We start from the raw sequence: 23,782 nt of genomic DNA on the forward strand, positions 1-23,782 counted from the left end.
CTGCGTCTGCCCGGCTTCATATTGGGCTTTGATAGAGGCCTCATCAACGCAAGCTGTCCAAAAAATGAACAAACCAGAATCCGAAGGCTCCGGGCCGCGCGTGTTGCGCCGCGGGTTGCGCGTGCTGGGTGTGCTGCGGCAGGCGGGGGCGGCGGGCATGCACGTGGTCGACATCGCGCGCGCGGCGGGCATGCAGCGGACCACGGCCTACCGCTATCTCGACGTGCTGGTTCAGGAGGGCTACGCCCTGCGCGAGTCCGAAGCGCCGCGCTGGCGCGTGGCCGAGCTGGGCGTGATGATGGCGGGCGATCCGCATGCGCAGGCCGTGCGCAGCCTGCGGCCGGTGCTGCGGCAGATCAGCGACGTCAGCGGCGATTCCGCTTTTCTCATCTGCCGCGCCGGCAACGATTCGCTCTGCCTGCACCGTGAAGTGGGCAACTACCCCGTGCAGGTGCTGGCGGTTACGGTGGGGCACCGCCAGCCGCTGGGCGTGGGGGCGGCCGGGCTGGCGCTATTGGCCGCGCTGCCGCCTGACGAGTCGGAAGAGGTGATTGCGCAGAACGAGCAGGCGTTGCGCGCCTACGGCGGCATGACGGTGGCGCAGATGCGGCGCCTGGTGGAGAACACGCGCGGACGCGGCTGGTCGGTGGTGGGCAACGCGGCGGTGCCCGGCGTGCTGGGCGTGGGCGTGGCCTTGTGCGATGCAGGCGGATATCCGCGCCTGGCCGTCAGCGTGTCCAGCCTGATCAGCCGCATGCAGGCGGCGCGCCAGCGCAATATCGCCGACCTGATCCGCGCCCAGCTGGCGCAGGACGAGGTCAGGACGCAGCGCTGGGCGTTGCCGGGGTTTCCGGCGGCCTAGGCGGCTGCCGGCGTCGGCACCCGGTACGTCTTCTGGTAATGCACCGTGAAAGTCTTGAAGGCTTCCAGGGCCTTGTGCGGATCGTGGCCGGGCTTGACCAGGAAGCTGTCGAAGCCAACGCGCGCCTGGTAGTGGATGGTGTCGATCATCACGTCGCCGACCGCGCGCAGTTCACCTTGCCACTGGTAGCGCGTGCGCAGCAGCTGTGCCAACGAATAGCCGCGGCCATCGGTGTAGACCGGAAAATCCACGGCGATGAAGGCAATGCCGGCGGGGTCCAGGGTGCCGTCGGCTTCGGCCAGGTCGCGCAGATCGGCGTCGGGGTCGAGCAGGACCGCGACGGGATGCTGGTGGCGGCGCAGGGTGGCGCGCGAGGTCTTCCAGACGGAAAGCGGCACGATCCAGCCCGGCGCGTCGCCAGGCACCTGGCCCTCGGCGGGAACCTCGGGTTCAGGCGTGAAGACGCGCGAGGCGTCCGCTTCCAGGCGGCCGTTGCGGATCAGGTGCGGGCCGGGGGCGTCGTGCGGATAGATTTCAGACATGGGCGGCCTCGGCTTGCTGCGCGGGTTTGGCGAAGGCGGGATCGGAGTAGACGTCCTGCTTGAAGGGATCGATGCCGACCCGGTCTACCACGTCGATGAAGCGTTCCTCTTCGCTGTCGCGCAGGCCCAGGTAAGTGCGGATCAGGCGGTCCACCACGCCCGCGACCTGCTCGCGCGCGAATGACGGGCCGATGATGCGGCCGATGGCGGCGCCGCCGCCGCGCGTGGATTCGATGTCGGGCAGCGGCTTGGCGGCGCCGTTCTGGCGGCCGCCTATGGTGACCTGATACCACTCCTCGCCGGCCTTATCGACGCCAAGAATGCCGATATGGCCCACGTGATGGTGGCCGCAGGAGTTGATGCAGCCCGAGATGTTCAGGTCCAGCTCGCCGATCTCGAAGAGATAGTCGAGGTTGTCGAACTGGCGCTGGATGGCTTCGGCCACGGGGATGGAGACGGCATTGGCCAGCGCGCAGAAATCCCCGCCCGGACAGGCGATGATGTTGGTCAGCAGCCCGATGTTGGGCGTGGCCAGGTTCAGCGCCTGCAACGTGGTCCAGAGTTCATGCAGGCGCGCGCGGCGCACGTCGGCCAGGATCAGGTTCTGCTCGTGCGAGACGCGCAGCTCGCCGAAGCCGTAGTCGTCGGCCAGGTCGGCCACCGCGTCCATCTGGTCGGCGGTGATATCGCCCGGCGGCACGCCGGTGGGCTTGAGCGACACGGTGACCGCGGCATAGCCGGCTACCTTGTGCGGATGCACGTTGGTGCGCAGCCAGCGCGCAAAGCGCGGATCGGCGGCGGCCAGCGCGGCGGTGTTGTCCACGTCCTGCGCGGCGGTGGCGTCGTATTGCGGCCAGACGAAGCGGGCCTTGATGCTGTCGACGAATTCCTGGGTGATGGTGTCGGGGCCGCCCTTGATGAGCTGCCACTGTTCGTCCACCTGTTGCGCGTAGACTTCCGGCGTCAGGTCCTTGACGAGGATCTTGATGCGCGCCTTGTACTTGTTGTCGCGGCGGCCGTGCAGGTTGTAGACCCGCAGCGCGGCCTGCAGATAGGTCAGCAGGTCCTGCCATTCGACGAAGGGGTTGATCAGCTTGCCGACGATGGGCGTGCGGCCCAAACCGCCGCCGACCCAGACCCGGAAGCCCAGCTTGCCGTCGCGTTCGACGGCTTGCAGGCCGATGTCGTGCACGCCCACGGCCGCGCGGTCCTGCACCGCGCCGCTGACCGCGATCTTGAACTTGCGCGGCAGGAAGGCAAATTCGGGATGCAGCGTGGACCACTGGCGGATGATCTCGCACCACACCAGCGGATCCACCAGTTCGTCCGGCGCGACGCCGGCGAAGTGGTCGGTGGTGGTGTTGCGGATGCAGTTGCCGCTGGTCTGGATGGCGTGCATCTGCACCGTGGCGAGTTCGGCCAGGATGGCCGGCACGTCTTCCAGCTTGGGCCAGTTGAACTGGATGTTCTGGCGGGTGCTGAAATGGCCGTAGCCGCGGTCCCATTTGCGGGCAATGTGCGCCAGCGTGCGCAATTGGCGCGACGCCAGGATGCCGTAGGGAATGGCGACGCGCAGCATGGGCGCGTGGCGCTGGATGTACAGGCCGTTCTGCAGGCGCAAAACGCGGAATTCATCTTCCGTTAGTTGGCCATCGAGGAAGCGGCGCGTCTGGTCGGAGAATTGCGCCACGCGTTGCTCGACGAGCTGCTGGTCGACGGGGTCATACACGTACATGTCTACTGCCCTTGAAGTCTTCTCGGTCTGAGCCCTTGCGCTCGCCTGGCGCAATGCGGCAGGGGAAAGGGGTTCATAACCGTAACAGGCAGCTATGGCGACCGTCTAAGTCATTCTGGTAATAAGATAATGGGGCCCCCACGCTGCGCCCGCTTTGCGGGCTTGCTGCCCCCCGAGGGGGCTGTCCCGCCTTGGGGCGGCCCGGCGGCGGGACGGCCGATGTATACCCCCACGCTGACGCGCGCTTGCTGCCCCCCGAGGGGGCTGTCCCGCCTTGGGACGGCCCGGCGGCGGGACGGCAATTCTTGTGGGACAGTCGATTCAACAGCCGATTTACAACGCCGCGTTCACCGCCCACTTCGCTACCACGACCAGGATGACCACCAGACAGGCCGCCATCAGCAGCCCGGTCAATATCAATGGCGCCGGCTTGTTGTTGGCGATGTCGGCATCGTAGCCCCGCCCGCGGCGCACGCCGAAGAATCCCCACAGCACGGATTTGACCGTGCGCAAGAAACTGAGCATGTAGACCTCCTGGCGTCGTGGCGATGCTGCAAATGTAGGCCGGCGCCGTCCGCGGAGACAGATGCAGATCCGCCTTACCCGACCGTATCAGACGCCGGACCGGCGGGGGCGCCGATGCCGCGCACGATGTGGTCCAGCAGTTCGCGCGCGGCGGGGGACACATGGCGGCCGGCGCGGCTCAGCACGTGCAGGCTGCCCTGGTTGAGGATGGGGTTGGCCAGCGGCAGGCTGGCCAGGCGCTGGGCGCGCAGGTCGGCCGTGACCGCGATGGGCGGCGTAAGCGCGTAGCCGATGCCGGCGGCGGCGAACTGCCACAGCGCCTTGAAGGACGAGGTGGTCAGCACGTTGCGCAGCCTGACCTGTTCGCTGATTTCGGCGGCCTGGATGTGCTGGCGCACACCGAAACCCTCCTGCATGGACGCGCCGGGATAGTCGGCCAGATCGGTCAGCAGCAGGGGACGGCGCAGCAGGGTCAGCGGGTGGTCCTCGCGGACAATGGCGCGGATGGGCTCGGGCCGTGAGTAATGGGTGCGCAGGCGGGCGTCGTTGGGGGGCTGGAACACCAGTCCGATATAGGCGCGGTCATCCACGATGCGCTGCACGATCTCGGAGGTGCGCGCCACGTCGATGTCCAGGGTGACCTCCGGGTGGCTGCGCCAGTAGCCGGGCAGCACGCGCTCGAACATCAGCTCCACGAAGCCTTCGCCCAGCACCAGGTCTATGTGTCCCCGTTCGGCCTTGCGCAGGCTGTCGATCTCGGAGAAGAAGCTCTCCTGGATGTCCTGCTGGCGCTTGATGTAGCGCGCCAGGATATGGCCGGCGTCGGTCGGCACCACACCGCGCCCGCGGCGCTCGAACAGGGCGATGCCGCAATCGCGCTCCAGCGCGGCGATGGCGCGGCTGACGGCGGACGGGTCCATGTCCAGCACTTCGGCGGCGCCGCGCACCGAGCCGCGGCTCATGACCTGCATGAAATAGTGGGTGCGGCGGGCGTCGAGTTTTTCGTCCATGGCGAGGGCTCCGTGGCGGGAGTGCGGCGGCAGATCCACAGATACAATCTAGGGTTTACCCTTGCATGGTGCGAGATCATGCAAAATTTTCCCTGGAAAAGCCTATCCGTTGCATTTTACGCAACGTTTCTGCGCCAGCCCTGTCATGGTTGCGCGTAAGGCCGCCGGCGAAAATCGGGCCTGCTGCGCGCGCCGTCGCCGCCGCCGCGCTGCGACGCCCATTGCGGGCGCCGGCCGGCCGGGATTGCGGCGGGCAGCCACGACGACTATTCACGTTCATCAGGGGAATCCGATGTCTCACGCCAGCGCAAGCCTGGCCGCGCCTTCCATGCCGCTATCCGGGCGCATCCGCATGCTCGCCGCCATTTTGCTGGTGGTCGTCATTTCTGAAGCGATCGGCAGCGCCACCTTCAACGTGGGGCCGGGCAAGATCATCCTGCAGCCGATGCTGTGGGCGATTTTCATCGGCGCCATCGTGGCCGCCTTCGGCCAGCGCATGCCGGCCGGCCTGAACATCGACACCGCCATGCAGACCCGCATCAGCGGCTATCTGCAATACGCGCTGCTGCCCTTCCTGGCCAAGCTGGGCCTGATGGTGGGTGGCGCCTTGCCGCAGGTGCGCGAAGCCGGCTGGGCCCTGGTGTTCCAGGAGTTCGGCCACTTCTTCGGCACCATGGCCGTCGGCTTGCCGCTGGCCCTGCTGCTGGGCATCAAGCGCGAGGCCATCGGCGCCACTTTCTCGGTGGGCCGCGAGCCCAGCCTGGCCATCATCGGCGAACGCTACGGCATGAACTCGCCCGAAGGCCGCGGCGTGATGGCCGAATACATCACCGGCACCGTGATCGGCGCGCTGTTCGTGGCCCTGATGGCCGGCTTCATCACCAGCCTGAACATCTTCGATCCGCGCTCGCTCGCCATGGGCGCCGGCGTGGGCTCGGGCAGCATGATGGCCGCAGGTGTCGGCGCGATCGCATCCCAGCAGACGCCCGAAGTCGCGCACCAGGTGGCCGCGCTGGCCGCCGCCGCCAACCTGCTGACCACCGTGGTGGGCGTGTACTTCACGCTCTTCATCTCGCTGCCGACCACCATCTTCCTGTATGGCAAGCTGGAGCCCGTGCTGGGCCGCTTCTCGCGCGGCAAGGCCGAGACCGCCGCCGCTGATGACGAGGTCACGCAGGATGCGCCGGCGCACGGCGTCAAGATGGGCTTCGGCGACCGCCTGACCGCCTATGTCATCTGCGGCCTGTTCGCGCTGGTGGGCAACCGCCTGGGCTACAACGTGCCGTTCGCCGACGCCTTGCCGGGTATGGGCATCATCATCCTGCTGGTCGTCATTACCGACCTGGTGCTGCGCGTGGTGCCCAAGCTGCCGGCCGTGTTCGTGCTGTCGCTGATCGCCATGACCGCGGGCTGCCCCGGCGTGCTGCCGTACTCGGACCAGATCATCGCGATGGTCGGCAAGGTGAATTTCCTGCCGTTCACGACCGTGATCCTGGCCATGGCCGGCCTGTCGATCCTGAAGGACCTGCCGGCGTTCCGCAAGCTGGGCTGGAAGATCGTGGTGGTGTCCCTGGCCGCCAACGCCGGCACCTTCCTGGGTGCGACCATGATCGCGGAATTCTTCCACTGATCGCGGCCCGTTCCCGAATCAAGAACCGCCTGATGCTTTTTGTCAGGCGGTTTTTTTTGGTCAGGGCGCGAAACCCGGCCGGTAGCGCGCGTTGTCCGTGACGTTCTCGGTCGCGCCGATGTTGGCGACCTTGGGAACGCCCAGGCCCGCCGCCTTCATGGCCACGGCGGTCTGCAGTTCCTGGACTTGCGGATTACCCATGGCGAGGCGATAGGCCTGCAATGGCATCAGGCCTTCGATCGTGCCCAGGTCGTTGGCGGAGCCGGCGCGCTGGGCCACGGGGTCGGGCTGCGCGGTGAAGTCCTCAACGGCGCGGCGCATGCGCGATGCCGCGTGCAGGTCGCGCAGCGCGTCCGCGTTCGAGGCGTCGAAGGAGGTCAGCGGCAATGGCAGGCTGGCGCGTTCGCGGCCGGCTTGCGCCGCGTGGCCGGCGGCCGCAGCCCGGGCCGCGTGGACATGGGCCACGCGTTGGGTTTCGGGAAATGCGCGGGCGGTGTCCAGCGCGGCGGAGCGCGCGGGATAGGGCGCGTCAGCCCGGTGGATGGCGGAGATCGCAGCGACGTTCATGCTGGGCCTCTTCTGGTGATGGCCGGCGGATCGGCCCGCCTGCCGACTTCACTGTAACAGCTGGGGGCGATGCGGGCGAAAAAAAAGGCCCCTGCACGCGTCAGGGGCCTAGCGACGCTGCTCGGGGCCGCGCCGTACCAAGGCAGGTGATGGCCAGGGAGCCCGGCGGGTTCTCCCGGCCCTGCGCCTGCCCAAACCGGGTCAGGGCTTGGTGGCCTGCATGGACGGACGTTGGCTGAAGGTTTCGTACCAGGCGGCGGTGGCGGGGTGGCCGGCGCGCCAGTCCAGGTCGGGGAAGCGGAAGTCCAGATAGCCCAGCGCGCAACCGATGGTGATGGTGCCGATGTCCAGGCGGCCAGCCAGCGCGGCGGCGTTCTTTTCCACCAGCGCGAGGCCGTCGCGGACCTTGCCCAGTTGGCCCTCGACCCAGCCGTCCCAGCGCAGCGCTTCCGGACGCAGCACGGTTTCGTAGCGGGCCAGCAGCGCCGCGCCCAGCATGCCGTCGGCCATGGATTGTTCCGTCAGCACCTGCCAGCGCGTCTTGCCGGCCGGGAACAGCGAACCGCCGCCCAGCTCGTTCAGGTATTCGCAGACCACGCGGCTGTCGTACAGCGTCTGGCCGTCATCGGTGATGAAGGTGGGCACCTGGCCCAGCGGGTTGCTGGGGATGATGGTCTGGTCGCGGGCGACGGGGCCAGCCGCGCTCGGCAGCTTCTCGATGCGGTCGGCCAGGCCGAGCTCATGGGCGATGACCATGCATTTGCGCACGAAGGGCGAGGCGGGCGAGTAGAAGATTTTCATGAGGATCCTTGTCGGTGGAGAGGCGTCAGTGTTGTGCATGGGCCAGATGTTGTCCAGCGATCCAGCCGAAGGTCAGGGCGGGACCGAGTGTGATGCCGGGGCCGGGATAGGCGCCGCCCATCACCGACTGCATGTCGTTGCCGGCCACGTAGAGGCCAGCAATGGGCGCGCCCGCGCCGTCCAGGGCCTGGGCATGCGGATTGGCGGCGATGCCGCAAGCGGTGCCGATGTCGCCGGGATAGACCTTGACCGCGTAGTAGGGACCCGCGGCCAGCGGCGCGAGGCAGGGATTGGGAGCGTGTTCCGGATCGCCCAGGTAACGGTTGTAGGCGGTCGATCCCTTGCCGAAATCCGGATCCTGGCCTTGGGCCGCGTGGGCGTTGTAGCGTTCCACCGTGGCCTGCAGCGCATCGGCGGGCACGCCCAGCCGGGCCGCCAGCGCCGCCAGCGTGCCGGCTTGCAGCAGATAGCCGGCGTCGATCAGATGTTGGCGCGGCCGGCCCCCCGGCAGCGCCAGGCCCAGGCCCCAGGTGTCGATGAAGCGCTGGTCGCAGATCAGGAAGGCGGGAATGCTGGGCGTCGTGCCATGGCTGCGATACATGGCCTGCACGAACTCGTGGTATGAGGCCGATTCGTTCACGAAGCGCTGGCCCGCGCCATTGACCGCGATGAGGCCCGGCTTGGCCCGGTCCCACACCAGGTGCGGGTAATGCAGGGGTTTGCCGTCCGCGGATTCCAGCAGTGAGACCGGGGCCCAGAACGCGGGGCTGGCGTGGCCCGAGCCGAGCGCGGCGCCGGCGGCTTCGGACAGGCGGATGCCGTCGCCCGCGTTGTCCCGCGGCGACATGGACCACAGACCGGTGGGCTGGGGATAGCTCTGCGCGCGGCGCGCCGGATCCCAGGGAAAGCCGCCCGTGGCCATCACCACGCCGCGGCGCGCGCGGATGTTCAGCGTCTTGCCGTTACGCCGGACCGCGACGCCCTGCACGCGGCCCGCCGCGTCGCGGTGCAACGCCAGCGCGGGTGTGTCCAGCCAGTACTCGATCCTGCGCGCCAGCATGCCGTGGAACAGCTGCGCGGCCAGCGCATTGCCCAGCAGCAGCCGGGTGCCGCGGTGATAGCCGCGCGCACGGTCGGCGGCATAGCGCAGCACCAGCTTCATGCTGTGACGCCAGGCCGCAAATGAACGCGTGGCGCGCAGCAGATGACGCACATCGGTGATGTTGACCATCATGCCGCCCAGCACCGTGAATTCCTTCAGGGGATCGCGCAGCATGCGGAAGTCGCGGCCGAGCTTGCGGCCGTCGAACTCCAGCGGGTCGAGCGAGCGCCCGCCCATCGCGGCGCCGGGCAGGTCGGGGTAGTAATCGGGCGAGGCGGTGCGCGCGGCCAGGTCCAGGATGCCGCGCGACACCAGGTAATCCATCATGCGCGGTCCGGCTTCGAGGTAGGCGCGCTTCATGTCGTCGGGCGCCGCCGCACCCACGGTTTGTTCCAGATAGGTCCAGACCTTCTCGTAGCTGTCCGGATGGCCGGCGGCGTCCGTCTGCGCGTTCAGCGGTATCCACAGCGCGCCGCCGGAGATCGCGGTTGAGCCGCCGATGCGGCCGGTCTTTTCCACCAGCAGCACGTCCAGTCCTTCCTCGCGCGCCGTCAGGGCCGCGGCCATGCCGCCCGCGCCCGAGCCGACCACCAGCGCGTCGACTTCCTTGTCCCAAGTAATGCCTTCCATGCTGCCTATGCTCCCGATCCGCCCAGCGATTTGCCGCCGTCCACGAAGATGACCTGGCCGGTGATGAAGTCCATGTGCGGCGCGGCCAGGAAGGACACGGCATAGGCGATGTCTTGCGGCTGGCCGGCGCGGCCGGTGGGCTGCAGGGCCAGTTGGGCCGCAAGGCGTTCGGGCGTGAGGTTGCGCAAGAGCGGTGTATCGATGAGCCCGGGGGCGATGGCATTGACCAGGATGCCGCGCGGGGCCAGTTCCATGGCCGAGGCCCGCGTGTAGCCGACCAAGGCCGCTTTCGAGGCCACGTAGTGCGGATGATTCTTTGCACCCAGGTAGGCGCGCGAGGCGATGTTGACGATCTTGGCGCCCGGCGCCATGTCGCGCGCGGCCTCCTGCGTCAAGGTCGCCACCGCCAGCAGGTTGACGTCAAAGGCGCGGCGGTAGTCGGCGCTGCCCACTTCAAAGAACTTGCGTTCGTCGAACAGCCCCGCGTTGTTGACCAATGCGGCCAGCGGCGCGAGCGACCGGGCCAACGCGCGGGTGGCGGCTTCGTCCGTCAGGTCCACCACGCGGTGTTCCACGTCCAGCCCTTGCGCCCGTAGCGACTCGGCCTCTTTCGCGGCCAGTTCCGCGTTGCGGTCGGCCATCACGACGCGAAAACCGTCGCGCGCCAGCCGTTCCACGATGGCAAGACCCATGCCGCTGGCGCCGCCCGTGACCAATGCCGTGCCCTGATTCATGATGTTTCCTCACACGGCCAGGTAGCCGCCGTCCACGGGCAGCACCACGCCGTTCACGTAGCTGGCCATGTCCGAGGCCAGGAAAAGAACCGGACCCACGATCTCGTCGGCCCGTCCCGCGCGCGCCATGGGGGCGCGCTGCATGTACCAATCCGTGCCCTGCGCCTGCGCGCGCTGGCCCGCCGTCATCTCGGTTTCCATCAGGCCGGGCGCCACGGCGTTCACGCGCACGCCGTGCGGCGCCAGGTCGCGCGCCAGCACCTCGGTGAACGAGCGCACGCCGCCCTTGGACACCACGTAGCCCGCGGTCGAGATGCTGCAGCCGTAGGCCACGATGGAGCACAGGTTGACGATGGCGCCGCGCGTGGCCTTCAACTGTTCGGCGAAGGCGTGCGTGACGTTGAACGTGCCCTGCAGGTTCACGCTCATCAGGCGTTCCCAGATCTCGGGCGTCTTGGGATCGTCGAACGGGGCGCGCGCCGATATCCCGGCGTTGTTGATCAGGATGTCCAGATTGCCGTGTTCGGTGGCGGACCGTTGCGCAAAGTCGCGCACGGCGGCGGCATCCGTCACGTCCAGCACCGCGTCCGCGGCCTTGCCGCCCGCGGCGCGGATGGCCTGCACGGTGGCGGCGGCCAGTGCGGCGTCCACGTCGGCGACGATCACGGCCGCGCCTTGCCTGGCGAAGCCCTGCGCGATGGCCGCGCCCAGGCCGCGGCCCGCGCCCGTGACGAGCACCCGCTTGTCTTGCATCGATATCATGGTCGGTCCTTTCGGCGCTTCAGGCGCCCAGATAGGCGCGCTGCACGCCTTCGTCGCTGGCGAGCGCGGCGGACTCGCCTTCCAGCGCGATCTCGCCGTTTTCGAGGATGTACGCGTAGCTGGACACCGACAGCGCAAGCTTTACGTTCTGCTCCACCAGCAGGATGGTGATGCCTTGCTCGCGGTTCAGCCGCAGCACGATGTCGAAGATCTGTTCGACCACCAGCGGCGACAGGCCCATGGACGGTTCGTCCAGCAGGATCATGCGCGGGCGCGCCATCATGGCGCGGCCCGTGGCCAGCATCTGCTGTTCGCCGCCGGACAGCGTCGCGGCCTTTTGTTCGTAGCGTTCGCGCAGGCGCGGGAAGGTGTCGCACACCATGTCCAGGTCCTGCCGCACCGCGCCCCGGTCGGTGCGCAGGTAGGCGCCCATCTCCAGGTTCTCGCGCACGCTCATGTCGCGGAAGATCTCGCGGCCCTCCGGCACCTGCACGATGCCGCGCCCGACGATGGCGTCCGCTGCCAGGCGGTGTATGGGTTCGCCCGCAAAGCGCACGCTGCCCGCGGTGGGCGCCACCAGGCGCGAGATCACGTTCAGCGTGGTGGACTTGCCCGCGCCGTTGGCGCCCAGCAGCGCCACGATGGCGCCCTGCGGCACTTTCAGCGATACGTCCTGCAGGGCGCGGATATTGCCGTAGGCGGCCGATACCGCGTCGACTTCAAGCAGATGATCAGCCACCGGCGGCTCCCTTGCCCAGATAGGCTTCAATGACCCGCGGGTTGCTGCGCACCTGAGCGGGCGTGCCTTCGGCGATCTTCTCGCCAAAGGACATGACGGTGATGCGATGCGAGATCGACATCACCAGCTGCATGACGTGTTCCACCAGCAGCACCGTGATGCCGTCGCGTTCGCACAGCTCCGTCAGCAGGCGGTCCAGCGTTTCGATTTCGCGGTTGCGCAGGCCGGCCGCGGGCTCGTCCAGCAACAGCAGCTTGGGCGATATGGCCAGGGCGCGCGCCAGCTCCAGCATCTTTTGGCGGCCGAAGTCCAGGCTGCACGCCGGCGTGTCCAGGAAGTCGGCCAGCCCGACGCGCTCCAGCAGGTGTTCGACGCGCTCGCGCGTCTGCGCGGCCGCGGGGCGCAGCAGCTTGCCTGGGCTATTGGCGCCATGCGCATAGGTGCCCAGCAGGGCGTTTTCGCGCACGCTCAGCGCGCCGAACAGCTCCAGGTTCTGGAAGGTGCGCGCCACGCCCAGCGCCGCCATTTCGTGCGGCTTCTTGCGGGTGATGTCGGCGCCGTCGAACAAGATGCTGCCGCTGCTGGGACGGTAGTAGCGCGAGATGCAATTGAAGGTGGTGGACTTGCCGGCCCCGTTGGGGCCGATCAGCGCATGGATGCGGCCGCGCTCCACTTGCATGGACAGGCCGTTGATGGCGGTGAGGCCGCCGAACTTGACGGTCAGGCCTTGCACGTCCAGATAGGGATGGCTGCTCATGCGGCGCTCCTTTGGGTCGGTTTGGCCGCGGCCGGGCGCGTGGCGGAAGGCAAGGGCGCGGCCGGCGCCGGAGCCCGTCCGCGCGCGCCGCGGCCTGCGAACAGGCCCTTGGGCGCGAACATCATGAAGCCCATCAGGATGACGCCGTAGATGATTTCCTGGAACGACAACGCCTGGCGCAGCAGCTCGGAGATCAGGCCGAAGGCCAGCGCGCCCGCGATGGCGCCGCGCACCGAACCGATGCCGCCGACCACCACCATCGTCAGGATCAGGATGGTGGTCTGGAAGCCCAGGCTCTCAGGGTGGATGAAGGAAGCGAAGGTCGTGTACATGCCGCCCGCGATGCCGGCGTAGGCCGCGGAAAGCGTGAAGGCCGTGCGCTTGATGGCGTTGACGTTCACACCCATGGCCTGGGCCGCCACGTCGCTCTCGCGCACGGCGCGAAACGCCGAACCCAGCTGCGAACGGGAAAGGGCGACGGTGGCCCACAGCAGTAGCGCGGCGATCAGCACCACGAAGGGATAGGCCTTCGCGTCCGACACCAGTTCATAGCCGAACAGCGTGGCCGGCGAGATCCGGAAGCCGTTCGAGCCATTGGTGACCGATTGCCAGTTCAGGAACACCCACTGCATCGCCTCGCCGAAGGCGAAGGTGGACAGCGCCAGGTAGATGTCGCGCATGCGCAGCGCCAGCGCGCCGATCACATAGCCCAGCGCGGCTGCCAGCAGCCCGCCCGCGATGATGGAAATGAAGAAGGGCGGATGCCACAGGTTGTTGATGAGGCCGGCGGTATAGATGCCCACGCCGTAGAAGGCCGCGTGCGAGAGCGCGAACTGTCCGGTTTCGCCGATGACCAGGTGCAGGCCCAGCGCCAGCACCACGAACACCATCAGCAGGTTCACCACATAGATGACATAGCCGCTGGCCGCGAAAGGCAGGATCGCCAGCACGATGGCCATCAGCGCCAGCAGCGCATGGTCGATTTTCTTGCTCATACTTTCTTCACCTGCAGTTTGCCGCCCAGGAGCCCTTGCGGACGCAGCAGCAGCACGACCATGATGGCCACGAAGGGCGCGACCACGATGGCATTGGTAGAAATGAACAGCCCCACCAGGTTCTCGGCCACGCCGATCACGAAGCCGCCCACCACCGCTCCAGGCAGGCTGGTGATGCCGCCCACGATGGCCGCGGCGTAGGCCAGGATGGCGATGTGGCCGATGTCGGGCGTGATCAGGATCTTGGGCGTGATGAGCAGCGCCGCGACCGCCGATATCAAGCCGGCCAGGGCCCACACCAGCATGCGGATGCGGGTCAGGTTCACGCCCACCAGGCGGGCGGCCTTGGGATTCATGCCCACGGCGCGCATGGCGCGGCCGACCCGGGTATAGGTGAACATGCCGAACAGCAGCAGCATCACCGCCACTGCGACCGCGAAGATCACCAGGTCCAGCTGGGTCAGCACCGCGTCGCCGATGATGATGGCGTCGGTCGAGGCCAGCGGCGGCAGCGAGCGCGGCGTGTCGCCCAGGCCGGTCTGGCGCACCAGACCCTTGAGCGCATAGGCCAGGCCCAGCGTGGCGATCACCATCTGCACGCCCACGCCCTTGGAGGCGATGACGCGTTCCATCACGACGCGCTGGAACAGGCCGGACAGGACGGCCACGGCGGCGAGCGTGATGGGAATGACGACGAGATAGGGCCAGCCCATCACCAGGGTGAGGAACAGGGCGATGTAGCCGCCGACCATGAAGATCTCGCCCTGGGCGAAATTGGGCACGTCGGTGGTCTTGAAAATGATGACTACGGCGACCGCCAGCAGCGCGTACACGCTGCCCGTCACCAGTCCCGACAGCACCCCCTGCTGCAGGAACAGCCAGATATCGGCAAAGCTCATGATGTTCTCCGGCAGCCCGCGCGCTGCTGCGCCAACGCGCGGGCCAGGCCCATGGCGGGCCGCTGGTTTACTTCTGGTACTGCCAGACGCTCTTGAAGGCGCCAGGCACGAGCGACATGTTGGTGCCGTCGAACTTGATGTAGATGGCGGATTCCTGCGCCGCGCGGTCGTTCGGGCCGAATTCGATCGGACCGGCCATGACGCCGGAGTCGAACTTCATGGTTTCCAGCGCCTGCAGCACCTTCTCGCGGGTGGGCTGGGGGCCGGCGGCCTTGAGCGCGTTGACCACCGCCATCGCGGGCGGCAGGCCGTAAGGCATGTAGGTCTGCGGGTGGCCCGGCTTGGCGGCCAGGTCGGGGTAGGCCTGCTTGTACATGTCATACACCCAGGTCAGCTTGGCGCCGCCCGGCACGTCGGACAGCACTTCCTGGATGTAGACGTTCTTGAAGGCGTCCTTGTTGCCCACGTTCTCGACCAGCTGCTTCAGGTCGGCGGTGCCGTTCACCGCCAGGACGATGGGCTTGTTCCAGCCCAGTTCCTGCGCCTTCTTGATGATGAGCGCGGCGGGGCGGGCGTAGGTCGTCAGCAGCAGCACGTCGGCGTTGGCGGCGCGGATCTTCAGCATGGGCGCGGTCACGTCGGTGATGTTCGGGTTCACCGACTGAACTTGCAGCGATGGGTCGCCCAGCTGCTTGACCTGGGCCTGCGCGGCTTCCAGGTTCCAGCCGCCGTAGGCGTCGTCATGGTTGATGTAGCCGATCTTCTTGGCCTTCAGGTGCTCGGCGGCGAACTGCACCATCGAGCCGCCCACGGCGTGCTGGGAAATGGAGAAGGCGCCATAGATGTACTTGGACGGCGGATACAGCGCGCCGTCGCCCGAGGCGTTGAGCATGACCAGGGGCACCTTCTCGCGCTCCACGTATTCGCGCGAGGCCACCACCGCGGCCGAGCAGGAGCCGCCGTTCAGCAGGAACACCTTGTCCTGCTCGTTCAGCTTCTTCACCGCGGCGACCAGGTCGTTGGCGTTGCAGCGGTCGTCCTCGATCACCAGTTCGATCTGGCGGCCGTGCACGCCGCCTTCCTTGTTGACCTTGGCGTACCACATCTTGGCGGCGTTCAGCACGTCAAAGCCGTAGGCCATGCCGCTGCCGGACAAGGGCGCGAACAGACCGATCTTGATGGTCTTGTCGGTGATGCCCGGTTCCTGCTGGGCCTGCGCGCCCGTGCTCAGCGCCCATGCGCATAGCGCGGCGGCGGCTGCGTAGCGACTGCTTTTCTTCATCTTTGTCTCCCGTTCTTTTTTGATGCGCGCCTTTGTTTGGGTGGGGCGCTTTGCTGCGTTGCCGGCCTGGCCGCCGGAATGCCTTACTGCATGCGGTAGCCGCCGTTGACGTCGATGACGCTGCCGGTGATGTAGCCGGCTTCCTCCGACGCCAGGAAGCGCACGGCGGCGGCCACGTCGTCCACGGTGCCGATGCGGCCCAGCGGAATGGCTTGCGCGGCGGCAGCGAGCGCGCCGCTGCTGGTGACGGTGCTGCGCAGCATGTCGGTGTCGATGAGGCCCGGCGCGATGCCGTTGACCGTGACGCCCAGATGAGCGGATTCGCGCGCCATGGCCTTGGTCAGGCCCAGCACCGCGGACTTGGCCGCGATGTATGAGGCGCTGGAGCGGTAGCCGCCCAACTGTGCCGCAACCGAGGTGAACGTGACGATGCGGCCATGTGCCAGCGGCGCGGCCTCGCGCCGGCGCAGGTAGGCGCGGCCGCACAGGAACACGCCGCGGGCGTTCACGGCGAAGCTGCGTTCCCAGATGTCCAGCGAGGTGTCCTTGATGAGCGGACGTTCGCCGTTTTCCTGGAACAGCAGCAGGCCGGCGGCGCTGACGAGCACGGCGATGGGGCCATGCTGCGCTTCGATCTGTTCGAACGCGTTCTCGACCGAGGACTCGTCGCTGACGTCGAAGGCGTGCGACGCGTGCGGCGCGCCCAGTTCGTCGGCCACGCGGCGGGCGCGCCCGGCGTCCACGTCCGAGACCACGACGCGCAAGCCGGCGCTGGCCAGTTCTTGGCAGATGCGGGCGCCTATGCCGCCGCCGCCGCCCGTGACGAGCGCAAGACGGGGAGCCGGGCCTGTGCCGGCCGGCGTGGATACATTGGACATTTTGTCTCCTGGTGGCGTGCTGTCCGCCTGGGGCGCGACCGAGCCGCTGGTTTGAATTTTTTGCGATTATGTATACATGGGTGGGTGTCAGGTATAGGTGATTACCCGAGGTGTTGCTTGATATACATCGTGTTTTACGGAGATTCTCCGAAAACCCATGCGGTGCCTGGCGCCCCTATGTATTCTTCATGTATACAATGTGGCTATGGACACGCTATCTCAACACGTTACCGACACGCTGCGGGACTGGGTGCTGCACGGCAAGTTCAGCCCCGGCGCCCGCCTGGAAGAAATCCCGCTGGCGGAAAAACTGGGGGTGTCGCGCACGCCGGTGCGCGCGGCGCTGGCGACGCTGGGCAATGAAGGTCTGCTGGAGCATCTGCCCAAGCGCGGCTACACGGTGCGCGCTTATGACATCGGCGAAATCGTGGCGGCCTATGAGGTGCGGGCGGCGCTGGAAGGGCTGGCCTGCCGCCAGGCGGCCTTGCGCGGGCTATCGAACGATGCCGTGGCGGTGCTGAAGAATTGCCTGGACGAAGGCGACCGGATACTGGGCAAGGGCGTGTTGCTGGCCGAGGACCATCTGCCGTACCAGCAGGTGAACATCACCTTGCACAACGGCATCCTGGAAGCGGCGGGCAACCCCTGGGTGCGGCGCTTCGCGACGCAGGCGCAGGCGATTCCCTACGCCTCGGACCGGATCATCCTGTGGGAAGACCACGGCATCATCCTGCGGTCGCATGACGACCATCACCGCATCGTCAATGCGATCATCGCCCGCGACGGTGCGCGGGCCGAGGATCTGATGCGCGAACACGTGTACTACGCGGGCATCATCCTGAAGAACAACTACGAAAGGCTGGCGCAGGCGTACCGGGTGTAAGGCACGCCCGCGCTCCAACCTCAGGCCGCGGCCGCAGGCGCCTCGAGGCAGGGATTGAATTCGCCGGTGGCGGGGTCGCGCAGGTACAGCAGGCCGGTGGCCACGCCGAAGTAGGTGCCGTGCAGTTCCAGTTCGCCCTTTTCCACGCGGCGGCGGATGGACGGGAAGGTCATCAGGTTGTTCAGGCTGTGCTCGACCACGGCCAGTTCCAGACGCTTCAGGTTGGCCTGGCGGTCGCCGGTGCCGGGGCCCAGGCGTTCGGCCACGGGCTCGATCTGCGACATCCACTTGCCGATGAAATCGCCCTTGGTCAGCGGCTTGGCGTCGTCGAAGAAGGAGCGGATGCCGCCGCAGGAGGCATGGCCCAGCACCACGATGTGCTTGACGTTCAGGCCGTTGACCGCGAATTCGATCGCGGCGCTGGTGCCGTGGTACGAGGATTCCGAGTCAGGGTCACAGGGCGGGACCAGGTTCGCGACGTTGCGCACGACGAACATCTCGCCGGGGCCGGCATCGAAGATGACTTCGGGCGACACGCGGGAGTCGCAGCACCCGATGATCAGGATTTCCGGGTTTTGTCCCGATTCGGCCAGCTTCTGGTATCGGCTGCTTTCCGAAGGGAAACGGCCCCCCAGGAAAGATTGATAGCCTTCGGTAAGTCTTTTTGGAAACATGATCTTTTCTTCCTCGTAGCTGGAGCCAGGCGTGCTGGCGTGTCGGCGCACGCAACAAGGGGCTTCGTGTGGAAGCCCCTTTTATTGAGTCGACAAACCGAATTTTCCCATATTTGACCTTGCGCCACGCTGTCTAGACCCTGAAGTAATCAGGGTTTTTTTTGGCAGGCGGGCCGTAACGGGCGTCTAGCCGGCGCCTAGCGGGCGTCGACGTCCAGCGCGGTGACGCGGGTGAATTGCAGCGGCGTGACGGCCCGGATCTGCTTGATCTGGCCGGGCGCCAGCGGGCCGATGACGTCGTCGCGCACGCGGCCGATCTCGCGGTCCTGCGCGTCGTACAGCACGAAGGTCAGCATGGCGCTGTTGATGTGCCGCGCCGACTGGTTGGACAGCAGCCCGGTGATGGCCGACACGTTCTGGTTGACGTCGCGCACGGCCTGGACGTTGCCCAGCGTGACGCCGTAGACCAGGCTCTGCGCGCCGGCGGCGCCGGACAGGCCGGCAAGCAGCGCGAACCAGGCAAGGGCAAGTTTCATCATGGTCTCCTGTGCAGCCGCGGAGTCGGATGCCGTTCGGGTCCGCAGGGCGGTCAATGCCTCCTCTACCTTGGGGGCATGCTTATCTCACACCTTTCCCGCCATGTACACAACGGGGCAAAGGGATGAATGGGTAACAGGGTGCTTGGATTGGTCGCAAATTCGCCTGCGTGGGGGCATGTCCACGGGGGAAGCCTGCGGCGGTTTCAGGGGCGTGTAAGGCCTTGGCGATTCTTGACTTTCCGCACTCTTGCGCAGGGTTCGGGTTTGTTCGATCATGACCGGGCCGGCGATTGGGCCGGCGGATCGTGCGGCCCGCCTTTGCGACTGAGTCCAGGCGCGCGGGCGCCAAGGGAGGAATCCATGCTTTCCCGTACCAGCCAGTTGGCCTCGGCCTTTCTGTTGACCGCTTGTTTCGCCGGCGCAGCCCTTGCCCAGACGCCCGCAGCTCCCGCCACCGCCAAGACGCCTACGCCGCAGCAGCAGCGCATGGCCGACTGCAACAAGTCCGCCGAAGGCAAGAAGGGCGATGACCGCAAGGCCTACATGAGCAGCTGCCTGAAGGGCGAAACCGCCGCGCCCGCCAAGGAACTCACGCCGCAGCAGCAGAAGATGAAGGACTGCAACGCCAAGGCCACCTCGCAGCAACTGACCGGCGACAAGCGCAAGACCTTCATGAGCACCTGCCTGAAAGGCTAGCGCCGACGCAACACGGCATGTCGCGAAGAAAAATCGCCAGCCCCTGAAACGGGCCGGCGATTTTTTTTGGCATGAGGCGCCTCTCAGCCGCCGGAACGTCCCGGCCCCTGCAAGCGCCCCAGCACGCTTTCCAGCGCCAGTCCGACCGCCAGCACCTTGCGGTCCTCGCCTGGCAGCCCGTCGACTTCCAATCCCACCGGCAGTCCGTCCACTGACAGGCCGGCGGGCACGCTCAGTCCCGGCAGGCCGGCGTTGCTGCCCGGATCGACATTGCGCGCCAGGCGGCCGAAGCTCTCGAAGCTGCTGGCTTCGGGCGTGGCGGCCAGCGGCGGGATCGGCACCGTGGGAAACAGCAGGCCGTCCAGCGCATGGTCCTGGAATGCGCGGCGGTACACGCCGATGAGCTCGTCGCGGTGCGTCGCCATGGCGCGTTCATAAAGCGGCTGCAGCGGCAGCGCCTCGCCCGTGGGCAGGGGCAGCACGCCAGGCACGATCAGGCCGTCGAAAATTCCTTTGACGTCCGGGCTGGAGATCTGCGCCACCACCTGTTCGAAGCTGAGGCCGGTGCCGTAGCGGCTGAGATAGTCCGTCAGGTCGCCCTTCTGCTCGTACAGGCAGACCGGCATGCCAACTGCGGCGTTGCTGGCTTCCAGGCCCGGCATGTCCAGTTCGACCAGTTGCACGCCGGCCGCGCGCAGCTTGGCCAGCGCGGCATCCATGACGGCCTGCACCTGCGGGTCCAGGTCCTTCCAGAAGTAGTCGCACAGGCCCAGGCGCATGCCGGCAGGCGGCAGGGCGGACAAGGGCTGGCGGTCGCCCGTCAGCACCGCGTCCAGCAGCACGATGTCGTCCATGCTGTTGGCGATGGGTCCAGGCGTGTCGCGGGTGTGCGAGATCGGCGTGATGCCGGCGCCGTCGTAGCGGCCCACCGACGGGCGAAAGCCCACCGCGCCGTTCACCGCCGCAGGCAGGCGCACCGAGGCGCCCGTGTCCGTGCCCAGCGCGGCCGGCGTCAGGCGCGCGCCCACCGCCGCGCCGCTGCCCGAGGACGAGCCGCCGGCGATCAGGCGCGCGTCATAGGCGTTGCGGGTGCCCTCGCCGTGCGCGCCGGGAAAGGCGGTGTTGTAGCCCGACACGCCAAAGGCCAGTTCGTGCATATTGGTCTTGCCCACGATGACGGCGCCCGCCTCGCGCAGGCGCCGCACCACCGGCGCGTCCTCGGTCGGACGGAAATGCTTCAAGGCCGGCGTGCCGGCCGTGTTGGGCAGGCCGGCAACGTGGATGTTGTCCTTGATGGCGATGGGCACGCCGGCCAGCGGCTGCGCGGCCTGGTCCGCCTGGCCGCGGGCGGCATCCCGGGCGCGGGCCTGGGCCAGCGCGCCTGCGCGGTCCACGGTGATGAAGGCGTTGAGATCGGCGCGCGCCTCGATGCGGTCCAGGCAGGCCTGGGTCAGCGCAACGCTGGTGAGGCGTCCCTGCCGGATAAGGGCCGCGGCCTCGGTGACGGTCAGGTCCGCAGGGGACGCGGCGGGCAATGGCTGTTTGGACGTATCGGACATGACGCTTCCTTACCTGTGCGGGATTCTGTCGAACCCGTACCTATACAGGGGGAAGCGGGCGCTGTCGAGCAGGTCCCGCCGCCGCGCCAGGAATCAGCCCGGCTTCCTCACCACGATGGTCGCCGTGTCGCTGGTGAAGGAAGCGTCGTCCTGCACGTCGAAGTGCGCGCGCACCACGTCCGGCGCGATGCCGAACATATGGCGCAGGGCCGCCACCAGCGTGTCCGGCGTGCGCATGCGCACGACCCAGGACTGGAACTCCAGCGGCAGGCGGCGCGGCGTCAGGCCCTGCAGGGTGAAGCCGGCCTCGGTCAGCATGCGGGTCCACTCGGCGACCGAGTAGTCGCGCACGTGCGAGGTGTCGCGCAGCACTTCGATGGTCTGCAGCCAGGTATCCAGCAGCGGTTCACCCGGCGACACCACATCGGCGAACACGGCGATGCCGCCCGGCTTCAGCACCCGGAAGGCTTCGCGCAGGCCGCGCCCGGCGTCCTGCCAGTGGTGGGTGGAATAGCGCGACATCACCAGGTCGAACTCGCCGTCGCCGAAGGGCAGGTACTCCGCCTTGCCTTGTCGGGTGGCCAGATTGGCCTGCCCGCGCTTGGCGGCCTCGCCGGCGACCACGTCCAGCATCTGCTGCGACAGGTCGTAGGCGGTGACGTGTTTGACTTGCGGCGCCACGTGAAAGCTCACGTGGCCGCCGCCACAGCCCAGGTCCAGCAGCCGGGCTTCGGGATGCTGCGCGGCGATGTCGGCCATCTGCAGCAGGTCTTCACCCTGGGCGTGTACGGCGCTGGTCAGATAGGCGGTCGCGCGCGGGCTGAATTGGCGGTCGACGGCGGCGTCATGGGTACTGGCGGTCATGGGAATCCTTGGGTGGCTGGGGCCGGTACGGGGGTGGAAAGCAGGTGGAAGCGGCGGCCCAGGCGCTAAGATAGGCGGCTGTCCATACACGTACAAGTCCATTGCTCATCCTGGTATGACTACTTCCCCCCAGGCCGGCGCCGCCGGCCACGAAGGCTCCCCCCTGCGCCGCCAGGCGCTGGGCGAATTCGTGCGCAGCGCCCGCTCCCGCATCACGCCCCAGATGGCCGGCCTGCCCGAAGGCATGCGTCGCCGCACCCCCGGATTGCGGCGCGAGGAAGTGGCCCAGCTTTGCGGTATCAGCGTCACCTGGTACACCTGGATCGAGCAGGGGCGGGAAGTGTCGGTATCGCCTTCGGTCTGGTCGCGCATCGCGGGCGTGCTGCAACTGGCCCGCGCCGAACGCGCCTATCTGTTCGACCTGGCCGACTGCGCCGATCCGCAGCACGGCCGCGACGACGCCGGCGCGCCAGGTCCCTTGCAGGAATGCGTGAACGCGATCAACGCCCCGGCCTACGTGCTGGACCGGGCCTGGAACGTGCTGGCCTACAACGAGCCCCTGCGCGACCTGTTCGACAACTGGCCGGCGCGCGATGCCGAACCGAATCTGCTGCGCTACATCTTCCTGGACCCCGCCGCGCGCGAACTGGTGGTGGATTGGGACCAGCGCGCCCGCCGCGTGGTGGCGGAATTCCGCGCCGACGCCGGCGCGCACCTGGACGAGCCGGCCGTGCTGGCGCTCCTGGACAACCTGAACCGGCAAAGCCCGGTGTTCGCCCACTGGTGGACGCGCCATGCGGTGGTCGAGCGTGAAGGCGGCCTGCGCGAATTCCAGCATCCGGGCCGCGGCAAGCTGGCCTACCAGCAGATCACGTTCCGGCTGGCGACGCATCCGGACCTGAAGCTGGTGATGTTGTTGGGCGGGGGCGCACAGCCCTGAAAGATCAGCCCTTGAACAGGCTGTCCTGCATCCCGGCGTCGACCAGCCCCTGCAGCAGTTTCTTCACCGGCGCCGGCAGCGCAATCGACGGCAGTTCGTCCGCCGGCACCCAGCGTTCCGGCCTTGCGGACTCGCGCAGCCTGGCCGCGCGCACCGGCACCAGCCAGGGCCGGATGTGCAGGCGGTAGTGCGTGAAGGTGTGGGCGAAGGCCGCCAGCTCGAAGCGCTGTTCGGGCTCCAGGCCCAGCGCGCGGGAAGCGCTGTCGGGGTCTTGCGACACGTCGAATTCGGGCAGGCTCCACAGTCCGCCCCAGATGCCGGGCTCGGGCCGTTGCTGCAGCAGGAAGGCGCCCTGATGCCGCAGGACCAGCATACAGGTCTCGCGTTCGGGGATCGCCTTGCGCGCCTTGGGCGTGGGCAGTTCGGCCTGGCGGCCTTCGCGTTTGGCCACGCAGCTGTCCGCCACGGGGCAGGCCTCGCAGGCAGGCTTGCCGCGCGTGCATAGCGTGGCGCCCAGGTCCATCAGTCCCTGCGTGTAGGCGGCCATGTCCAGGCCGGGCGCGGCTTCGACCTGCGCATCTGCCAGCGCCCACAGCTTCTGTTCGACTTCACGCTTGGTCGGGTCCCCGGCGATGCCGAAGTGCCGCGTGAACACGCGCTTGACGTTGCCGTCCAGGATGGGCGAGCGCTCGCCGTAGGCGAACGCGGCGATGGCGGCGGCGGTGGAGCGGCCGATACCCGGCAGCGTGGCGATGGCTTGCGCCGTGGGCGGGAAACGTCCGCCCCAGTCGCGCGCGATTTCTTGCGCGCAGCGGTGCAGGTTGCGGGCGCGGGCGTAGTAGCCCAGTCCGGCCCAGTAGGGCATTACGTCTTCCTGCGCGGCCGCCGCCAGCGCGGCCACGTCCGGAAAGCGCTGCAGGAAGCGTTCGTAATAGGGGATGACCGTCGCCACCTGCGTCTGCTGCAGCATGATCTCGGAAAGCCAGATGCGGTAGGGATCCCGGGTGTTTTGCCAGGGGAGATCGTGGCGGCCGTGACGGCGCTGCCAGTCGACGATACGAGGGGCGAAGTCCATGGCGGCAATTATCGCATCGCCCTATTGCCCGGGGTGGGGCTAGCGGTTACAAACAATGGAAACAGAAGCGCGCCAGCGCCCGCAATTCACGTCCCTTGCTCG

General features: G+C 67.7%; 25 protein-coding genes. 5 read left to right on the forward strand and 20 right to left on the reverse strand.

Annotated elements, in window-relative coordinates; genetic code table 11:
• Nucleotides 1-64: 64 nt before the first annotated feature.
• Nucleotides 65-862 (forward strand): IclR family transcriptional regulator, encoded by a 798-nt coding sequence (locus tag IAG39_RS02510; protein WP_059377503.1) that lies wholly within the window; start codon nucleotides 65-67, stop codon nucleotides 860-862.
• Here IAG39_RS02510 and IAG39_RS02515 read toward each other — a convergent pair.
• The 4 genes from IAG39_RS02515 to IAG39_RS02530 all read right to left on the reverse strand — a co-directional run bounded on the left by IAG39_RS02515 (nucleotide 859) and on the right by IAG39_RS02530 (nucleotide 4,674).
• Nucleotides 859-1,404, reverse strand: a complete 546-nt coding sequence (locus IAG39_RS02515; protein ID WP_118933626.1) for a DUF934 domain-containing protein — start codon at nucleotides 1,402-1,404, stop codon at nucleotides 859-861. The genes IAG39_RS02510 and IAG39_RS02515 overlap by 4 nt on opposite strands.
• Nucleotides 1,397-3,139, reverse strand: a complete 1,743-nt coding sequence (locus IAG39_RS02520; RefSeq protein WP_059377508.1) for a nitrite/sulfite reductase — start codon at nucleotides 3,137-3,139, stop codon at nucleotides 1,397-1,399. The genes IAG39_RS02515 and IAG39_RS02520 overlap by 8 nt, the downstream gene beginning before the upstream one ends.
• A gap of 333 nt (nucleotides 3,140-3,472) precedes the next feature.
• A complete protein-coding gene (locus tag IAG39_RS02525; RefSeq protein ID WP_059377509.1) occupies nucleotides 3,473-3,664 on the reverse strand; it encodes a DUF2970 domain-containing protein in 192 nt (63 codons plus the stop codon).
• A 74-nt stretch (nucleotides 3,665-3,738) separates the two neighbouring features.
• Nucleotides 3,739-4,674: a LysR family transcriptional regulator gene (locus tag IAG39_RS02530; RefSeq protein WP_059377510.1), complete on the reverse strand. Its 936-nt coding sequence runs from the start codon at nucleotides 4,672-4,674 to the stop codon at nucleotides 3,739-3,741.
• Nucleotides 4,675-4,966: 292 nt separating this feature from the next.
• Between IAG39_RS02530 and IAG39_RS02535 the strand changes: the two genes are divergently transcribed.
• Nucleotides 4,967-6,304 (forward strand): DUF3100 domain-containing protein, encoded by a 1,338-nt coding sequence (locus IAG39_RS02535; protein WP_059377512.1) that lies wholly within the window; start codon nucleotides 4,967-4,969, stop codon nucleotides 6,302-6,304.
• Nucleotides 6,305-6,364: 60 nt separating this feature from the next.
• Here IAG39_RS02535 and IAG39_RS02540 read toward each other — a convergent pair whose 3' ends face one another.
• The 11 genes from IAG39_RS02540 to IAG39_RS02590 all read right to left on the reverse strand — a co-directional run bounded on the left by IAG39_RS02540 (nucleotide 6,365) and on the right by IAG39_RS02590 (nucleotide 16,450).
• A complete protein-coding gene (locus IAG39_RS02540; protein ID WP_118933628.1) occupies nucleotides 6,365-6,871 on the reverse strand; it encodes a hypothetical protein in 507 nt (168 codons plus the stop codon).
• A gap of 201 nt (nucleotides 6,872-7,072) precedes the next feature.
• Complete coding sequence (locus IAG39_RS02545; RefSeq protein WP_059377518.1) at nucleotides 7,073-7,672, reverse strand: glutathione S-transferase; 600 nt, start codon at nucleotides 7,670-7,672, stop codon at nucleotides 7,073-7,075.
• A 25-nt stretch (nucleotides 7,673-7,697) separates the two neighbouring features.
• Nucleotides 7,698-9,404, reverse strand: a complete 1,707-nt coding sequence (locus IAG39_RS02550; protein WP_118933629.1) for an FAD-dependent oxidoreductase — start codon at nucleotides 9,402-9,404, stop codon at nucleotides 7,698-7,700.
• A 5-nt stretch (nucleotides 9,405-9,409) separates the two neighbouring features.
• Complete coding sequence (locus tag IAG39_RS02555) at nucleotides 9,410-10,138, reverse strand: SDR family NAD(P)-dependent oxidoreductase (RefSeq protein ID WP_059377524.1); 729 nt, start codon at nucleotides 10,136-10,138, stop codon at nucleotides 9,410-9,412.
• A gap of 9 nt (nucleotides 10,139-10,147) precedes the next feature.
• On the reverse strand, nucleotides 10,148-10,900 hold the full coding sequence (locus IAG39_RS02560) for an SDR family NAD(P)-dependent oxidoreductase (RefSeq protein ID WP_118933630.1): 753 nt from the start codon (nucleotides 10,898-10,900) through the stop codon (nucleotides 10,148-10,150).
• Nucleotides 10,901-10,919: 19 nt separating this feature from the next.
• A complete protein-coding gene (locus tag IAG39_RS02565; protein WP_059377529.1) occupies nucleotides 10,920-11,639 on the reverse strand; it encodes an ABC transporter ATP-binding protein in 720 nt (239 codons plus the stop codon).
• Complete coding sequence (locus IAG39_RS02570) at nucleotides 11,632-12,396, reverse strand: ABC transporter ATP-binding protein (RefSeq protein ID WP_059377532.1); 765 nt, start codon at nucleotides 12,394-12,396, stop codon at nucleotides 11,632-11,634. The genes IAG39_RS02565 and IAG39_RS02570 overlap by 8 nt, the downstream gene beginning before the upstream one ends.
• Entirely contained in the window at nucleotides 12,393-13,391 is a 999-nt protein-coding gene (locus IAG39_RS02575) for a branched-chain amino acid ABC transporter permease (RefSeq protein ID WP_059377534.1), read from the reverse strand. The genes IAG39_RS02570 and IAG39_RS02575 overlap by 4 nt, the downstream gene beginning before the upstream one ends.
• Nucleotides 13,388-14,290, reverse strand: coding sequence for a branched-chain amino acid ABC transporter permease (locus tag IAG39_RS02580; RefSeq protein ID WP_059377535.1), 903 nt, complete (start codon nucleotides 14,288-14,290; stop codon nucleotides 13,388-13,390). Before IAG39_RS02580 ends, IAG39_RS02575 begins: the two co-directional genes overlap by 4 nt.
• Before the next feature lie 67 nt (nucleotides 14,291-14,357).
• The gene (locus IAG39_RS02585; RefSeq protein WP_059377537.1) at nucleotides 14,358-15,572 is read right to left on the reverse strand and encodes an ABC transporter substrate-binding protein; all 1,215 of its coding nucleotides are present in this window, start codon (nucleotides 15,570-15,572) and stop codon (nucleotides 14,358-14,360) included.
• An 83-nt stretch (nucleotides 15,573-15,655) separates the two neighbouring features.
• Entirely contained in the window at nucleotides 15,656-16,450 is a 795-nt protein-coding gene (locus tag IAG39_RS02590; protein WP_059377540.1) for an SDR family NAD(P)-dependent oxidoreductase, read from the reverse strand.
• Nucleotides 16,451-16,655: 205 nt separating this feature from the next.
• Between IAG39_RS02590 and IAG39_RS02595 the strand changes: the two genes are divergently transcribed.
• Entirely contained in the window at nucleotides 16,656-17,333 is a 678-nt protein-coding gene (locus tag IAG39_RS02595; protein ID WP_013391284.1) for a GntR family transcriptional regulator, read from the forward strand.
• Between the two features lie 20 nt (nucleotides 17,334-17,353).
• Here IAG39_RS02595 and IAG39_RS02600 read toward each other — a convergent pair whose 3' ends face one another.
• A complete protein-coding gene (locus tag IAG39_RS02600) occupies nucleotides 17,354-18,007 on the reverse strand; it encodes a carbonic anhydrase (RefSeq protein WP_054455866.1) in 654 nt (217 codons plus the stop codon).
• Nucleotides 18,008-18,204: 197 nt separating this feature from the next.
• Nucleotides 18,205-18,543 (reverse strand): FxLYD domain-containing protein, encoded by a 339-nt coding sequence (locus IAG39_RS02605; protein ID WP_059377542.1) that lies wholly within the window; start codon nucleotides 18,541-18,543, stop codon nucleotides 18,205-18,207.
• A 363-nt stretch (nucleotides 18,544-18,906) separates the two neighbouring features.
• Here IAG39_RS02605 and IAG39_RS02610 point away from each other — a divergent pair, with 363 nt between their 5' ends.
• Entirely contained in the window at nucleotides 18,907-19,242 is a 336-nt protein-coding gene (locus IAG39_RS02610; protein WP_059377545.1) for a PsiF family protein, read from the forward strand.
• Between the two features lie 83 nt (nucleotides 19,243-19,325).
• Here IAG39_RS02610 and iaaH read toward each other — a convergent pair whose 3' ends face one another.
• Together iaaH and IAG39_RS02620 are read right to left on the reverse strand one after the other, a co-directional pair.
• Nucleotides 19,326-20,801, reverse strand: a complete 1,476-nt coding sequence (iaaH, locus tag IAG39_RS02615) for an indoleacetamide hydrolase (RefSeq protein WP_118933631.1) — start codon at nucleotides 20,799-20,801, stop codon at nucleotides 19,326-19,328.
• Between the two features lie 93 nt (nucleotides 20,802-20,894).
• A complete protein-coding gene (locus IAG39_RS02620; protein ID WP_118933632.1) occupies nucleotides 20,895-21,665 on the reverse strand; it encodes a class I SAM-dependent methyltransferase in 771 nt (256 codons plus the stop codon).
• Nucleotides 21,666-21,780: 115 nt separating this feature from the next.
• Between IAG39_RS02620 and IAG39_RS02625 the strand changes: the two genes are divergently transcribed.
• The gene (locus tag IAG39_RS02625; RefSeq protein WP_118933633.1) at nucleotides 21,781-22,605 is read left to right on the forward strand and encodes a helix-turn-helix transcriptional regulator; all 825 of its coding nucleotides are present in this window, start codon (nucleotides 21,781-21,783) and stop codon (nucleotides 22,603-22,605) included.
• A gap of 4 nt (nucleotides 22,606-22,609) precedes the next feature.
• Here the strand turns inward: IAG39_RS02625 and mutY are convergent, their stop codons facing one another.
• Nucleotides 22,610-23,680 carry an A/G-specific adenine glycosylase gene (gene mutY / locus IAG39_RS02630; RefSeq protein ID WP_165867909.1) on the reverse strand — a complete coding sequence of 357 codons (1,071 nt, stop codon included), beginning with the start codon at nucleotides 23,678-23,680 and terminating at the stop codon, nucleotides 22,610-22,612.
• Nucleotides 23,681-23,782: the final 102 nt, after the last annotated feature.

The organism is Achromobacter xylosoxidans (assembly GCF_014490035.1).
In the GTDB taxonomy this organism is placed as follows: Bacteria; Pseudomonadota; Gammaproteobacteria; order Burkholderiales; family Burkholderiaceae_B; genus Achromobacter; species Achromobacter bronchisepticus_A.

What these genes read in the sequence shown, in the direction of transcription:
- IAG39_RS02510 (WP_059377503.1), top strand. Translation starts at nt 65, where the DNA reads ATGAACAAACCAGAATCCGAAGGCTCCGGGCCGCGCGTGTTGCGCCGC.
- IAG39_RS02515 (WP_118933626.1), bottom strand. Translation starts at nt 1,404, where the DNA reads ATGTCTGAAATCTATCCGCACGACGCCCCCGGCCCGCACCTGATCCGC.
- IAG39_RS02520 (WP_059377508.1), bottom strand. Translation starts at nt 3,139, where the DNA reads ATGTACGTGTATGACCCCGTCGACCAGCAGCTCGTCGAGCAACGCGTG.
- IAG39_RS02525 (WP_059377509.1), bottom strand. Translation starts at nt 3,664, where the DNA reads ATGCTCAGTTTCTTGCGCACGGTCAAATCCGTGCTGTGGGGATTCTTC.
- IAG39_RS02530 (WP_059377510.1), bottom strand. Translation starts at nt 4,674, where the DNA reads ATGGACGAAAAACTCGACGCCCGCCGCACCCACTATTTCATGCAGGTC.
- IAG39_RS02535 (WP_059377512.1), top strand. Translation starts at nt 4,967, where the DNA reads ATGTCTCACGCCAGCGCAAGCCTGGCCGCGCCTTCCATGCCGCTATCC.
- IAG39_RS02540 (WP_118933628.1), bottom strand. Translation starts at nt 6,871, where the DNA reads ATGAACGTCGCTGCGATCTCCGCCATCCACCGGGCTGACGCGCCCTAT.
- IAG39_RS02545 (WP_059377518.1), bottom strand. Translation starts at nt 7,672, where the DNA reads ATGAAAATCTTCTACTCGCCCGCCTCGCCCTTCGTGCGCAAATGCATG.
- IAG39_RS02550 (WP_118933629.1), bottom strand. Translation starts at nt 9,404, where the DNA reads ATGGAAGGCATTACTTGGGACAAGGAAGTCGACGCGCTGGTGGTCGGC.
- IAG39_RS02555 (WP_059377524.1), bottom strand. Translation starts at nt 10,138, where the DNA reads ATGAATCAGGGCACGGCATTGGTCACGGGCGGCGCCAGCGGCATGGGT.
- IAG39_RS02560 (WP_118933630.1), bottom strand. Translation starts at nt 10,900, where the DNA reads ATGATATCGATGCAAGACAAGCGGGTGCTCGTCACGGGCGCGGGCCGC.
- IAG39_RS02570 (WP_059377532.1), bottom strand. Translation starts at nt 12,396, where the DNA reads ATGAGCAGCCATCCCTATCTGGACGTGCAAGGCCTGACCGTCAAGTTC.
- IAG39_RS02575 (WP_059377534.1), bottom strand. Translation starts at nt 13,391, where the DNA reads ATGAGCAAGAAAATCGACCATGCGCTGCTGGCGCTGATGGCCATCGTG.
- IAG39_RS02580 (WP_059377535.1), bottom strand. Translation starts at nt 14,290, where the DNA reads ATGAGCTTTGCCGATATCTGGCTGTTCCTGCAGCAGGGGGTGCTGTCG.
- IAG39_RS02585 (WP_059377537.1), bottom strand. Translation starts at nt 15,572, where the DNA reads ATGAAGAAAAGCAGTCGCTACGCAGCCGCCGCCGCGCTATGCGCATGG.
- IAG39_RS02590 (WP_059377540.1), bottom strand. Translation starts at nt 16,450, where the DNA reads ATGTCCAATGTATCCACGCCGGCCGGCACAGGCCCGGCTCCCCGTCTT.
- IAG39_RS02595 (WP_013391284.1), top strand. Translation starts at nt 16,656, where the DNA reads ATGGACACGCTATCTCAACACGTTACCGACACGCTGCGGGACTGGGTG.
- IAG39_RS02600 (WP_054455866.1), bottom strand. Translation starts at nt 18,007, where the DNA reads ATGTTTCCAAAAAGACTTACCGAAGGCTATCAATCTTTCCTGGGGGGC.
- IAG39_RS02605 (WP_059377542.1), bottom strand. Translation starts at nt 18,543, where the DNA reads ATGAAACTTGCCCTTGCCTGGTTCGCGCTGCTTGCCGGCCTGTCCGGC.
- IAG39_RS02610 (WP_059377545.1), top strand. Translation starts at nt 18,907, where the DNA reads ATGCTTTCCCGTACCAGCCAGTTGGCCTCGGCCTTTCTGTTGACCGCT.
- iaaH (WP_118933631.1), bottom strand. Translation starts at nt 20,801, where the DNA reads ATGTCCGATACGTCCAAACAGCCATTGCCCGCCGCGTCCCCTGCGGAC.
- IAG39_RS02620 (WP_118933632.1), bottom strand. Translation starts at nt 21,665, where the DNA reads ATGACCGCCAGTACCCATGACGCCGCCGTCGACCGCCAATTCAGCCCG.
- IAG39_RS02625 (WP_118933633.1), top strand. Translation starts at nt 21,781, where the DNA reads ATGACTACTTCCCCCCAGGCCGGCGCCGCCGGCCACGAAGGCTCCCCC.
- mutY (WP_165867909.1), bottom strand. Translation starts at nt 23,680, where the DNA reads ATGGACTTCGCCCCTCGTATCGTCGACTGGCAGCGCCGTCACGGCCGC.